14 protein-coding genes are annotated in these 13181 nt (G+C 69.4%); 2 read left to right on the forward strand and 12 right to left on the reverse strand.

Annotated features, from left to right (window positions below):
- Positions 1–83: 83 nt before the first annotated feature.
- Positions 84–485: a Crp/Fnr family transcriptional regulator gene (locus QM597_RS00845; protein ID WP_415002983.1), complete on the forward strand. Its 402-nt coding sequence runs from the start codon at positions 84–86 to the stop codon at positions 483–485.
- Positions 478–1443 (forward strand): adenylate/guanylate cyclase domain-containing protein, encoded by a 966-nt coding sequence (locus tag QM597_RS00850; protein ID WP_415002984.1) that lies wholly within the window; start codon positions 478–480, stop codon positions 1441–1443. The genes QM597_RS00845 and QM597_RS00850 overlap by 8 nt, the downstream gene beginning before the upstream one ends.
- Positions 1444–1660: 217 nt before the next feature.
- Here QM597_RS00850 and QM597_RS00855 read toward each other — a convergent pair whose 3' ends face one another.
- The 12 genes from QM597_RS00855 to rpsF form a co-directional block, all read right to left on the reverse strand.
- Positions 1661–1933: a type II toxin-antitoxin system RelE family toxin gene (locus tag QM597_RS00855; protein ID WP_415002985.1), complete on the reverse strand. Its 273-nt coding sequence runs from the start codon at positions 1931–1933 to the stop codon at positions 1661–1663.
- Complete coding sequence (locus QM597_RS00860; protein WP_415002986.1) at positions 1930–2214, reverse strand: type II toxin-antitoxin system Phd/YefM family antitoxin; 285 nt, start codon at positions 2212–2214, stop codon at positions 1930–1932. The genes QM597_RS00855 and QM597_RS00860 overlap by 4 nt, the downstream gene beginning before the upstream one ends.
- Positions 2215–2412: 198 nt before the next feature.
- Positions 2413–3834, reverse strand: coding sequence for a replicative DNA helicase (dnaB, locus tag QM597_RS00865; protein ID WP_415002987.1), 1422 nt, complete (start codon positions 3832–3834; stop codon positions 2413–2415).
- A gap of 436 nt (positions 3835–4270) precedes the next feature.
- On the reverse strand, positions 4271–5875 hold the full coding sequence (locus tag QM597_RS00870; RefSeq protein ID WP_415002988.1) for an ABC transporter substrate-binding protein: 1605 nt from the start codon (positions 5873–5875) through the stop codon (positions 4271–4273).
- A gap of 52 nt (positions 5876–5927) precedes the next feature.
- A complete protein-coding gene (locus QM597_RS00875; RefSeq protein WP_415002989.1) occupies positions 5928–6926 on the reverse strand; it encodes a hypothetical protein in 999 nt (332 codons plus the stop codon).
- Positions 6923–7861 carry a hypothetical protein gene (locus QM597_RS00880; RefSeq protein ID WP_415002990.1) on the reverse strand — a complete coding sequence of 313 codons (939 nt, stop codon included), beginning with the start codon at positions 7859–7861 and terminating at the stop codon, positions 6923–6925. The genes QM597_RS00875 and QM597_RS00880 overlap by 4 nt, the downstream gene beginning before the upstream one ends.
- Positions 7862–7871: 10 nt before the next feature.
- Positions 7872–10433, reverse strand: coding sequence for an FtsX-like permease family protein (locus QM597_RS00885; protein WP_415002991.1), 2562 nt, complete (start codon positions 10431–10433; stop codon positions 7872–7874).
- Positions 10434–10437: 4 nt separating this feature from the next.
- Positions 10438–11154 (reverse strand): ABC transporter ATP-binding protein, encoded by a 717-nt coding sequence (locus QM597_RS00890; protein WP_415002992.1) that lies wholly within the window; start codon positions 11152–11154, stop codon positions 10438–10440.
- Between the two features lie 271 nt (positions 11155–11425).
- Positions 11426–11872 carry a 50S ribosomal protein L9 gene (rplI, locus tag QM597_RS00895; protein ID WP_415002993.1) on the reverse strand — a complete coding sequence of 149 codons (447 nt, stop codon included), beginning with the start codon at positions 11870–11872 and terminating at the stop codon, positions 11426–11428.
- A gap of 13 nt (positions 11873–11885) precedes the next feature.
- Complete coding sequence (rpsR, locus tag QM597_RS00900) at positions 11886–12122, reverse strand: 30S ribosomal protein S18 (protein WP_415002994.1); 237 nt, start codon at positions 12120–12122, stop codon at positions 11886–11888.
- A 39-nt stretch (positions 12123–12161) separates the two neighbouring features.
- Entirely contained in the window at positions 12162–12692 is a 531-nt protein-coding gene (locus QM597_RS00905) for a single-stranded DNA-binding protein (RefSeq protein ID WP_415002995.1), read from the reverse strand.
- A 102-nt stretch (positions 12693–12794) separates the two neighbouring features.
- On the reverse strand, positions 12795–13085 hold the full coding sequence (gene rpsF, locus QM597_RS00910) for a 30S ribosomal protein S6 (protein ID WP_415003016.1): 291 nt from the start codon (positions 13083–13085) through the stop codon (positions 12795–12797).
- Positions 13086–13181 lie beyond the last annotated feature (96 nt).

The following is a 13181-nucleotide window of genomic DNA, read 5'->3' on the forward strand; positions in this document are numbered from 1 at the left end:
CACCGGCCAGGATGACAAGATCGCCGCGGGGAGGGACTAGGCCCCACCGTGTCCGCGCGGACGCGGCAACGAGAGGAACAGCAATGGCGAAGCTCGACCCGCAGATCGTCGAAGATCTGAAGTCGGTCACGGATTTCGACGACACGACGATCACGGCCCTCGCAAGCCACGGCACCGTCGTCAACGTGCCGGCTCGCTGGTCGCTCATGTGGGAGAACACCCCGGCCGACAAGGCGTACATCATCTTGGCCGGCGAGGTCGTGATCCGTAAGGACAACACCGACATCGCCGAGTTGGGTCCCGGCTCGGTCATCGGCGAGATCGCGCTGGTCAACAACAAGCTGCGCAGCGCCTCGGTGTTCGCGCTGACCCCGCTGAAGGCGCTGCACTTCACCGACGAGGCCATTGCCGGCCTGGTCGCCGAGAACCCGACCTTCGCCGACGCGCTCGAGAAGGCCGCCGCCGAGCGCCTGGCGAGTGACTGACGATCCAATCTCCCTCGACCCGGCCATCCTCGTGCAGGTGGCCGGGTCGATCTTGCTCGGCCAAGACCCGCACTTGAACCGGCGTGAGGTCGTCGACCGGGCCGGGCTGTCCCTCGACGAAGCCAAGGCGTTGTGGCGCGCCCTGGGGTTCGCCGAGGCCGACGACGACCTGGCGGCCTTCACCGACGCCGACGTCGAGGCACTGTGCGCGGTGCGCGCCCTGACCGAGCAGCATGGCCTGGACGCGGCGCTCCTGCCGGCGCTGGTGCGGAGCATGGGGTCGTCCTTCGCGCGGCTGGCCGACTGGCAGAGCGCGCTGCTGCTCGACGGGGCCACCGGCTCCGGCCTGACGTTGGAATCGCTGGCCGAGATAGCCGAGATCGTCGGTCGCCTACAGACGTACATCTGGCGTCGGCACCTGCTCGACGCGACCGGTCGGCTACTGCTGCACCGCGCGGCCGACGACGAGACACGACCGATGGCCGTGGGCTTCGTCGACATCGTCGGCTACACCACGATGAGCCGTCGGCTGAGCACCACCGAACTGGCCACGGTGATCGAGACCTTCGAGCAGGTGACGTCGGAACTGGTCGTCGAGGCCGGAGGCCGGGTCATCAAGACCATCGGCGACGAGGTGTTGTACACACTCGATGATCCGCTGGCCGCCGCCGAGGTCGCGCTCGCCCTGACCACGGCCCACGAGCCGGAGGTGCGGATCGGGTCGGCCTATGGGCCGGTGCTGCCCCGGCTGGGCGACGTGTTCGGCCCGGTGGTGAACATCGCGGCGCGGCTGACCTCCATCGCCCGGCCGGGGCGCGTGCTCGTGGACGCCGAACTGGCCGGGCTGCTGAAGGGCGACCCGCGCTTCCGGCTCAAACGTGCCCCCCGCGCCGCCGTCAAGGGCTACGACCACCTCGAACCCTGGTCCCTCCAACCCGCCACAGCCCCCCACCCGTAGGGGATGCTGATGGGCGCTGGCTGAGGTGCGTAGGCCGCAAGCGGTCGGAGCCGGGTCCTGAGGTGCGACGAGGAACGAGTCCCCCAAGAACTCCGCTGCGCTCCGTTCAGGGAGGTGCCCCCAGCCTCGAAGGGCGCACCTCAATGACCGGGTTCCGCCTATCCGCACAACCTCTTAGCTCGGCGCCGACTTCTCGACCCCTGCCGGCGCACCGGCATTACCTGCGGTAGGCGTCCCGGCGATGTCGGATAGAGACGACCTCGATCACCAGGCGTTGTTCCTGGATCCGATAGATCACGCGGTAATCTCCGCGCCGGGCCGCGTACAAGGGGTTCAACGGCTCGCGCAGTGGCTTGCCGACCCGGTGCGGGTTGTCCCGCAGTGCCCCGGTGATGAAAGTGAAGACTGCGGCGGCCACCGATTCGGGAAGCTCGGCCTCCAACGCCCGCCGAGCGCCGCGTGTGAAGACGATCTCAAAACGGTCCCTCACTCCGTCAACGCACCTCGCGCCACGAGCGCCAGCCTGACCTCGTCCTCGCTCGACATATGTCCCGTCCGCAGATCGTCCAGTCCGGCCCGGATGGCCTCGATCTCCTCGGGGCGGCTCAGGATGTCGACGGTCTCCAGCAGGGAGTCGAAATCGTCTGCCGCGAGCAGCACCGCCACGCGGTCTCCGTTGCGCGTGACATCGAAGCGCTCGTGGGTCGTGACCGCCGACTCGATGAGCCTGGACAGGTTGGCTCGCGCCTCGGCCAAGGGCAGCGTCGTCATGTACATGATTCTAGCGAACCGCTGGTTTATTCGTGCCGTCGGCCGGTCCCCGAGGTGCGAGGCCGTTCGCGGCCGAGCCTCGAAGGGTGCGCCTACTGCGGCGGATCCCTTCGAGCCTGGGGGCACCTCCCTGAACGGAGCGCAGCGGAGTTCTTGGGGACTCGTTCCTCGTCGCACCTCAGGGGCCTGCTGCGGTGGTCAGAAGAAATCGCCGGCGGCTGCGCCGCCGGGGGGCGGGGTCTCGACGTCGCGCGCCATCGGCGTGAAGCGCGAGTAGTGCCCCTGAAAGGTGACCGCAACCTTGACACCGGCCGGGCCGGAGCGGTTCTTGGCCACGATGATGTCGGCCTCGCCGGGACGGTCGGACTCGCCGCTGCCGTGCATATCGGGCCGGTGCAGCAGCATGACCATGTCGGCGTCCTGCTCGATGGAACCGGACTCGCGCAGGTCCGACAGCTGCGGGGTCTTGTCGGTGCGCTGCTCCGAACCACGGTTCAGCTGGCTGATGGCCACGATGGGCACCTCCAGCTCCTTGGCCAGCAGCTTGATCTGCCGGCTGAACTCCGAGACCTCGACCTGGCGGTTCTCGACCCGCTTGCCCGAAGTCATCAGCTGCAAGTAGTCGATGACGACGAAGCCCAGGCCGTGATCCTTCTGGATGCGGCGCGCCTTGGACCGGATCTGCGGCATCGTCATATTGGGCGAGTCGTCGATGACGATGGGGGCGCCCATAACGCTCGGCATCGTGCGGCTGATGGCGTCCCAGTCGAACTTGTTGACCGTACCGCCGCGCATGTGACCGATGGACACCTTCGCCTCGGCCGACAACAGGCGCATCGCGATCTCGGCGGCCGTCATCTCCAGCGAGAAGATCGCGCACGGGGTATTACCGCGAATGGCCGCCGCCCGCACGAAGTCCAGCCCGATGGTCGACTTGCCGACACCGGGACGCGCGGCGACGACGATCATCTGGCCGGGGCGAAAGCCCGTGGTGTAGGTGTCGAGATCGGGGAAGCCGGACTCGATGCCGGCCATCTCGCCGTCGCGCGAGGCGATGTCCTCGATCTCCTGGATGGCGTCGGGCATGAGCTGCGCCATCGACTTGTAGTCGTCGTCGGCCCGGCCGCTGTCGATGTCGTGGACGGCCGCCTGCGCCTGGTCGACCAGCTCGGCGATCTCGCCGGTCTGCTCGTAGCCGATCTGCTGGATGCGGGTGCCGACCTCGACCAAGCGGCGCAACACCGCCTTCTCGTGGACGATCTCGGCGTAGTAGTTGACGCTCGCGGCGGTGGGGACACCCGCGACGAGGGTGTGCAAATAGGGCGCGCCACCGATACGCACCAGGTCACCGCGGCGCTGCAACTCGGCGGCCACCGTGATCGCGTCGGCCGGCTCCCCGCGGCCGTGCAGGTCGACGATGACCTCGAAGATCTGCTCGTGAACCGGCCGGTAGAAGTCGCGAGCCTGAACGAGGTCGGTCGCCGGGTCGATGGCGTTCTTGCTGAGCAGCATGGCACCGAGGACGCTCTGCTCGGCGGCGATGTCCTGCGGCGGCACGCGGCCCGGCCCGCCGGCGACCTCATCGACCGAATCGGCAGGGTACATCTCGGTGATACTCACGCGGCAGGTTCCCTTCTCCTCGCACCGGGCCGGACGCCGTTCAGGCTAGAGGCCGGCACCGACACAAACGACGGCACGAGCGCCCACACTAGGCGGCGCGAGTGCCTGGGTCGAGAGGCTGCGCAACCGTTATCCCTAGGCCCTGTGTATAACCGTGCATCGCCTGTGCGAATCGCCGAGCGTTCGGTGCATAGACAAGGGAACAACATGGGGATAACCACTGTGGATTGTTGATCGAGCACCTTCTGACCTGCGCAAACTCGGTCCCCTTATGTGGAAAGAAAAAATATTCACCCCAGCCTTCACCCGTTGATAGACATGTCGATACGACACGCCGGACGGGGACTTTTCGGGGGATCCGGCTCCCGCTCCACTCGGTCATTGAGGTGCGAGGGCACTCCGCGCCCGAGTCTCGAAATGACCCCGCCAGCCCCGATCAGGCGCGGAAGCCGACAGTGGTCCAGTCGGGTGATCCGAAGCGCCGCGCAACAAGGTTGACCACATCGTCGCCCAGCATCAGCGCCCGCGGTTCGACCGCCAGCGGAACGACGACGAAGGTGTTCAACACCGCAGTGTCGAAGGCGACGGCTGCGGCCGCGAACGCCGTCGGGTCGGTGCTCGCGCGAACCAGCGCCTGAGCTGCCGCAGCGACCGCCGGGTCGGCTAAGCCGGTGAAGTTGAGCGGGCTGTCGACCGGCTGCACGCGCGCCACGGCCCCGGTCGTGTCGAACGGGTCGGCCGACCACAAGAAGGTCACCAGGTCGAAGTCCAGCGGCACGACGACCTCGGTGAAGAACGCCGCCGCCGGACGCGGCTCGACCGTCACCTGAATGCCGATCTCGGCCAGGTCCCCGGCGATGGAGTCGGCCCGCGTCTTCGCCGAGGCGTTGCCCTCGGGAACCGGCAGCCGCAGCGTCAGGGGGGCACCGTCGGCACCCGTCCACCCGTCGCCGGACTCGACGTAGCCGGCCGAGACCAGCAGGCTACGCGCCTGCTCGGTGTCGCGGTGCAGCACCTCGCCTGCGGTGTCGGTGTAGCCGTCCTGGCCGGGCACCCTGACCAGGCTCCCGGCGGTCTCGGCCTTGGAGCCGGCCGCCTTCACCACCGATCCCCGGTCGACGGCCAGGGCGACCGCCTGCCGCACCACCGAGGAGGCCAGCGGCCCGCGGGCGGCGTTCATGGTGAGCTGGCTCCACTCGTTGCCGGGGGCCACCGACACCTTCGCGCCGTTGTCGGTGGCATCGTCGATGCCAGCGGGGGCGATCTCCAGGGCGTCCAGGTCGCCGTCGGCGAACGCCTCGGCCTGCGCGGCCGGGTCGATCACCCGGTACTCGATGGCGCTGAGGGCGGGCTGGGGACCCCACCACTGCGGGTTGCGGGCCAGCCGCACCCGGCCGGCGGCCCGGTCGATCTCGGCGACGACGAACGGCCCGTTGGCCGGCGGCGCGGCGTCGGTGAATCCGTTGTAGGCATCGGCCGTCGTCGCCTCGGCGGGCAGGCCGGGATAGATCAGCGCGGGCCAGTCGGGCGTCGGCACGGTGAACCGGACGGTGTAGGACCACTCGTCGGCACCTGGATCGACCCCGGCGACGGACGACCACCGTGCGTCGTGCGCCGGTACCTGCCCGGCGGCACCGACCTGCGCGGCGGCGAACGCCTGCATATCGGCGGCGTCGATGGAACTGCCGTCGGACCACACGGCCTCGGGATTGAGCGTGACGGCCACGACGAGCGGGTCGGCTGACTGCACCTCGACCGCCGAGGCATACCGTTCGTCGACCGTCCACGAGCCGTCGTCGGCCAGCGCCACCGCGCTGCCGTGGGTCGGCTCCAGCACCGTGTCAATGGTGTCGCCGACTGGTGCCGCCCACGGATTGAACGTCGACGGCATCGCCTCCAGCGCCAGGTGCAGGGTGCCTCCGTCGCGTACATCCGCCCGCTCGGCGGTGAACACGTCGTCGTCACCGCCGACGCACGCAGGCAGCATCACCAGCACGGCGAGCGCCGCAGCCAAGGATGCATGGGGCCTGCCGTAGTTCATTCGGCCGATCTTTCCGCACCGGCCTCCGCCTGCGGTCGCGGGGTCACACGGATCACTCGTCGAGCGCGGCGCGGAGGATGCCGAGGCGGTAGCGCGTCAGCAGCGCGTATCCGCAGGCTGCGCCGGTGGCGACAGCACCCAGGAGGATCAGCGCCCATGCGGGCATGTAGACGCCCTGCACGGCATTCTGCTGCGCCGTCTGCTGCGCAGCGGCCTGCTCGTCGGCACTCAGCACGTCATCGCCCTCGGTCAACGCAGCAGCGAACGGGTCCGCCAGCGGATCGCTCGCGCTGCCCGACGCGGCCGCCGAACCAGAACCGGTGCTGCCCGATCCTCCCGAACTACTCTTACCCGAGTTACCCGTCGCCGCCGATCCGGCCGACGCCACCGGGATCTCGGCAATGACACCAGCGGTGGGCGTCGGCTGGTAGCAGGCGACGTCGTAGTTGTACGTGCCCATGGACCCCGAAGCGGTCGCCCGAGCGGTGAAGGCGACCGTCTTGACATCGGAGTACTCCGGGTACAGCGGGGTGTCGACCACGTTGTTCTGCGGCAGGGCGATCTTGATGCTGCCGACAGCGTTCGCCGGGACGGTGAAGGTCGGGAAGGTCACCCCGCCCTTGACGACGAACGGCGACTTGAGCGCCGTCTTGCCGGTCTGCCAGCGGTTCGCCCGGTGCGTGAAGGTCTTGCCGTTGACCGTGACGGCGACCGAGAGCGTGTCGGAGTACCCCTCCACGGTGGACAGGTACCCCTCGGCCATGTCCATCTCCTCGGAGAGTTGCAGGGCAGCCGTACCGCGCAGCGAGACGACCTGGCCCGGCGAGACCACGGTCGGCACCTGGAGTTGCATGGTCATAGCCGACTCGTCGGCGTATTTCTGGCCAGCCGCAGCTGTGTCGTCCTGGCCGTCGAACTTCAGGGCGCAGTCGTAGCGTGCGGTGGCCGCAGCGGTGCGTTCGGCGGCCGTCGCCGGTGCAAAGGCCGATGCCGCAAGCAAGAGACCAGCCGCACCGACAGCCAGGCCACGAGTCGGGACGGTTCGTTTCACGATGCACTCCTTGCCAAAGCCTGCGCGAGCGCGATCCGCTGGCGCAACATGAGGGAATAAGCGACGATCCCCAGCGGGATCATCGCGACGGCCAGCACGATGAGCCAGCCGGGGATGAGGATGCCTGCCAGGCGTGTCTGCGCGGGAACACCCGGGAAGAGTTTCGACACCGAACTGCCCGATGCCTCGACGGCCTCAGTGACCGGAGCAGCCGCGAGGGAGGGGCCGAGCAGCGACCCGGACGTCGACGAAGCACCGGAGAGGGCGGCGTCGGCCGAGGCGAGCGCCGAGTCCACCTCGGCAACGTCCTCACTCGTCGAACTGCTAGCGATGGCCAACGCCGGGACGGGCACGATCGGGATCGCCGCCACGCTGACCTGCGTGGTGTCATCCGCAGCACAGGTCAGCGTGGACTCCTGCACCACCCCGTTGGTGCGCAAGGTGACGTCGAAGGACACCTCTGGATCGGACGGCAACGTCAACTCGATCACGCCGCTTGCGGTGCTCGCAACGGTGAACGCCGGTAGATCGAGCGGCGCTTCGACAACGACCGGTGCCTGACCCGTCACGGGGTCGGGCCGAGTGACTGCTGCCACGTCACCGACGATCTCGGAAGGCTTCAACGCTTCCGTCGACGACCCTAGGTGCGACTCGACGAAGAACGTCGAGGAGACGATCTGGACGGTCGACGCGGTCAGGCCCGTGAGCGCGTCGGGAACGAAGGTGACCCGCATGGTGCCGTCGAGGTCGACGGTCTCGCCCGGCGAGACCGACGTCGGCACCGCCGGAAGCGCCACGGCCACGTCGATGGTCGAGTTCCCACAGGTGAAACCGCCGGAAATGAAGTCTTCCTCGGCGGCCGAGGCCGAGGCGATGCCCGGTCCGAGGCTCAGGGCCGTCAGGGCGACGGCGGCGACAGCGGCTGGTTTGTTCATCAGATCCTCCTCATGCCCGCGCCAGAGCACGGGCGGGCCGAACATACGAGGCGCGTTCCATCGGCAACAGCGCCGCAGAACGCACGAGAAGCACGGTGATCGCACCGATCACCAAGACAGGGAGCAGCGCCGGGTCGGTCTTCGGGTCCAACCCGAGTCCGACCGCGATGATGCGGCTGGCCGCGATGCCCGCGAGCGCGCCGGCCACCAGGCCGACCAGCGCCGAGGTCGCGGCAATGAACAGCACGCGGCTGGCCAGCAGGCGGCCGAGCGCGGTGCGCGGCAGGCCGATGGCGCGCAGCATCGCGTGTTCGCGCGCCCGGTCGGCGACCGACAGCGAGGCGGTGACGGCCGCGCCGATGGCGGCCACGAGCGCCGCGACCGCGAGGATCGCCACAGCCGCCGAGCGGGCGGTGCTCAGCGCCTCGGTGATCTTGATGTCGGTGATGACGGGGCCGGAGACCGGCAGCTGGCCGGCGAGGATGGCGACGCCGGTGATCTCGTCGGCGACGAGCACCCGGTCCACTCCGGAATCGAGCGCCAGCCAGATGACCCGCGTCTCGCGCTCGCCGGTGACCTTCGACAGGGTCGCCGAGCTGACGACGGCGGGCAGTTCGAGGCCCTTGACGTACTGGACCGCGAGGTCGCCGACCTGTCCGTCCGGACCGCTCAGCGTGACCCGCGTACCGTCCGGGAACGGCGGGAAGGCCACGGTCGGCAGGTACACGGTGTCGTCGCGGAGTTCGCTGACCGGGAAGCCGTCCGGCAGCACTGCGTCGAGCTCGTGCGGGTCGACGGCCACAGTGCCGGTGGCCAGCGATACGTGGCTGCGCTCGCCTTCGCCCTCGACCGTCACGTCGACGCCGAACTCCAGGCCGACGGCCTCGGCGACGCCGTCGATCTTGCGCAGGTCTTTGAGGGTGGACTTCTCGATGACGCCGGAGCCTTCGGGGGCGCCGATGGTCAGATCGGGCAGCGGCGATTTCGACAGACGGGCCGAGGTGGTCTCCTGCACCGACGCGAGCGCCACCCACGACATCGCGATCATGCCGACCGCCAGGGCCACGGCAACGCCCTCGATGGCTGCGGCGCGCGGTCGCTGCACGACATCGCGCAGGCCGAGCTTGACCGGCGCGGACTTCAGGACGGAAGCCAGCGCGCCGGCACCGACCTTGAGCAGAGGCGAGAGCAACGCGCCGGCCGCGAGGACGATGACGGCGACGCCCGCGAGGACGACCGGCACCGAGGCATCCTCGGCACCGACGAAGGCGGCGACAGCACCGAGGGCAGTCAGCACCACGGCCGCCACGAGCGCCAGCGCGCCCGAGCGGCGCCGGCCCGGCGGCATCGAGCGCAGGGCCATCGACGGGGCGATGCGGGCCGCGAGCACCGCCGGCACCACCGCGCCGGCCAGCGCCAGGCCGACCGCGACGAGCACCGGGACGATCAGCGACGACGGGTTCACCGTGAACGAGGAACTCTGCAGTTCGGGCAGGCCGGGGATCAGCCCGACGACCGGCAGCGCCAGGCGGGAGGCGAGCAGGCCGCCGAACACGCCGACCAGCGCGCCGACGGCGGCCAGGACGAACGCCTCGGCGGCCACCAGCCCCGCCACATGGCCGCGGCCGGCACCGATGCAGCGGGCCAGCGCCCAGGTGCGGCGGCGTGTGGCCAGGCCTGCGGCCGTGGTGGTGGCCGAGGTGATCGCCGCGACCAGGCAGGAGACGGCCGCGAGTACGGCGACGACGGTACCGAGCGCCTTGACCCGGCCGCCCTGGAAACTCATGGCGTTGTCGACGAGATCGGCGGTGCTCTGCGCCCAACCGACCGGGGCGACTGCGTATATGCCGTCGATGGCCTTGCCGACGTCGCCGCCGTCGCGCACATCGACCAGCAGCGTGTTGACACCCTCGATACCGGCCAGCGACCGCGCGACCGTCTCGGTAACGATGCCGTAGGCGGAACTCTGGCGGCTGAGCGAACCGCGGGTATCGATAATGCCGACCACGGTGAAGTTGGCGTAGCCGACGCCGGGGTGGCCGATCTGGACCTGATCGCCCATACCGATGCGCATCTCGTCGAGGGTGTGCTGCGTCAGGGCGATCTCGGTGCTCTTGGCCGGCGGGCGGCCCGCAGCCCAGCGCTGCCACTGGAATGTGGGCACGCTGGCCAGCGACTCGATGCTGATACCCCGGTTGATGTCGCCGGTGCGGGCGACGGCCGAGGCACGGACGAGGGTGCCGACGCTCTGCACCTGCGGGACCTGGCCGACGGCGTTCACCTGGTCGGGGGTGATGTCGGTCGAGGCCGCGCCGAGCAGGGTCTGCGCGCTCTCGCGGGCCGCAGCGATCTCCGAACGCATCACGATATCGACGTTCTGCATCTCGACGGCGGCACCGTCGTTGATCGCCGACTCGGCGCTGTCGCCGAGGATGAGGGCGGTCGTCAGGGTGCCCGCACCGAGGGCGACCGTGAGGACGGTGACGACGATGCGGCCTGGGCGACGGCGTCCCTCGGCGACGGCGAGGCGGCGCAGGCCGCTCATCGTGCGCAGTGCGTTGCGTGCGGCCATGACGTCAGAGGGCTGCCGCGACGGCAACTCGGTCGAGCCGGCCGGCGGCGAGCCGGTACACGGCGTCACCTCGGGCGGCCAGGTTCGGATCGTGGCTGACCGCGACGACGGCATGGCCGTGGTCGTGCGCGACCTGGAGCAGAATCTCGGTGAGATGTTGCGCGGATTCCTCGTCGAGGGCACCAGTCGGCTCGTCGGCGAAGACGACGTCCGGATCGGCGAACAGCGCCCGCGCCACGGCGACGCGCTGCTGCTGGCCGCCGGACAGCTGGCCGGGCAGGTGGTCGAGACGGTCGACGATGCCGAGGGAGTCGGCCAGGGCCTCCAGCCGGTCGGTATCGACGTGATCGCCGTCGATCTCGACCGGCAGCGCGATGTTCTCGCGCGCGGTGAGGCTGTCGACGAGGTTGAAGGACTGGAAGACGAAGCCGAGGCGGCGGCGGCGCAACTGGGCCAGGCGGCGGTCGCCCCAGCGGGTGATGTCGTCGCCGCCGATGCGGACCGTGCCCGAATCAGGGCGATCCAGGCCCGCGAGCACCTGCAGCAGGGTCGACTTGCCGGCACCGGACGGACCCATGACGACGGCCATCTCGCCCCCCCCTACCTGCAGGGAGACGTCGTCGAGCGCCACGACCGGCTCACCCGCAGGACCGGTGAAGGTCTTGTGCAGGTGCTCGGCGACGACAATGGGGTCACCGGCAACGGCGCTCTGCTCTGACACGACGGACTCCTCGGACGCACACGGTGCGGACATGATGTAGGTAAGGCAATGCTCAGCCCCCGTTTCATACAAACGCACAGAACGCCGGTTGGCTACGGCCTGTGACCGTCATCTCAACCTGTGGCCCGGCCAGACACGGCAAAGGCCCGGATCGCCGCAGCGATCCGGGCCTTCGAGTGGCCGGTCATTGTCCCCCGCAAGCGGGAGGTGCCCCACTCCGGCCGCAAGCGGCCTACGCACCTCAGCCAGCGAGTCCTACCCGCACAACCTCTTATTTCGAGGCGACCACGTTCAGCTTGACCGAGGCCGTGACCTCGGGGTGAACGCGCACGCTCACGGTGTGAGCACCGAGGGACTTGATCGGGTTGCCGACCTCGATACGGCGCTTGTCGACCGCACCGGCGGCCTCCTCCAGCGCGGCGGCGATGTCGGCGACCGTGACGGCACCGAAGAGGCGGCCGCCCTCACCGGCGCGCACCGGCACGTTGATCGGCGCGGCCTCGAGCTTGCCGGCCAGGGCCTTGGCGTCGTCGAGGTCGTGGATCGCGCGGGCGGCGCGGGCGGCCTTGATCGACTCGACCTGCTTGGCCGCGCCCTTGCTCCAGCGGATCGCGAAGTTACGCGGCAGCAGGAAGTTGCGGCCGTAGCCGTCCTTGACCTCGACGATGTCGCCGGGGGCACCGAGGTTGCTGACCTCGTGAGTGAGGATGAGCTTCATCAGATTCTCCTTCTCAGCGACCGCTGGAGGTGTAGGGCAGCAGCGCCATCTCGCGCGCGTTCTTGATCGCCTTGGCGATCTGGCGCTGCTCCTGGACGGAGACGCCGGTGACGCGGCGAGCGCGGATCTTGCCGCGGTCGGAGATGAACTTGCGCAGCAGCGCAGTGTCCTTGTAGTCGATCGTGGTGACGCCGGCGGCCGAGAGCGGGTTGCTCTTCTTCTTCGGCTTCCGGACAACGGGCTTAGCCATGATGCTCCTGTTTCGTACGAGAAAGGGTGTAAAGGGGGATCAGAACGGCGGCTCGGCAGAGCCGCCGCCTCCCCAGGGGTCGCTGGCCTGCGCGGCACCGCCGCCTGCGGGAGCCGACGACTGGCCGCCGCCCCACGGGTCGTTACCGCCGGCGGGGGCCGCCGGAGCGCCACCGCCGAAACCGCCGCCACCGTTGCCGACACCTCGGGACATGCGCTGCACCTGGACGGTGGCGTTGCGCAGCGAGGGGCCGACCTCGTCGACGGTCATCTCGACGCTGGTGCCGCGTCCGCCGTCCTGACGCTCGTACTCGCGCACCTTGAGCGCGCCGGTCACGATGACCCGCGTGCCCTTCGTGAGCGAACCGGCGACGTTCTCGGCGAGCTGGCGCCAAGCCGAGCAGCGGATGAACAGCGTGTCGCCGTCCTTCCACTCACCGGTCTGCCGGTCGAAGGTGCGTGCCGTCGAGGCGACCGTGAAGTCGGCGACGGCCGCACCCGCAGGGGTGAAGCGCAGTTCCGGGTCGCGGGTCAGATTGCCGACCAGCGTGATGGTGGTTTCGCCTGCCATGAGAGTGCCTACTTCCTTCGAGGGGTCGTCATGCCCGAGTCAACAGCACCGGTCCGACATGCGAAGCATGTTTTCCACAGTGCGGTCGGCGCGGGCCGGCGATCACGCAGCGTCGGCCCGCTGGACCTTCGTGCGGACGACGGACTCGTTGAGGCCCAGCTGACGGTCGAGTTCGGCGACGGCGGCCGGGGTGGCCTGCAGGTCGAGCACGGCGTAGATGCCCTCGGAAAGCTTGCCGATCTCGTAGGCGAGGCGGCGCTTGCCCCACACGTCGACGTTCTCGACGCTGCCGCCCTCGGAGCGGATCACGTTGAGGTAGGTGTCGAGGCTCGGAGCGACCGTGCGCTCGTCGAGGCTCGGGTCGAGGATGACCATGACTTCGTAATGACGCAACGACACGTGCGTCCTCCTTCGGTCTGAACGGCCACGGACCATCCGTGGCAGGAGGTGCCGCCCGACGGGCAACCCGTCCAGCCTACGCGACGCCCC

Source organism: Aeromicrobium sp. (assembly GCF_047607065.1).
GTDB lineage: Bacteria > Actinomycetota > Actinomycetes > Propionibacteriales > Nocardioidaceae > Aeromicrobium.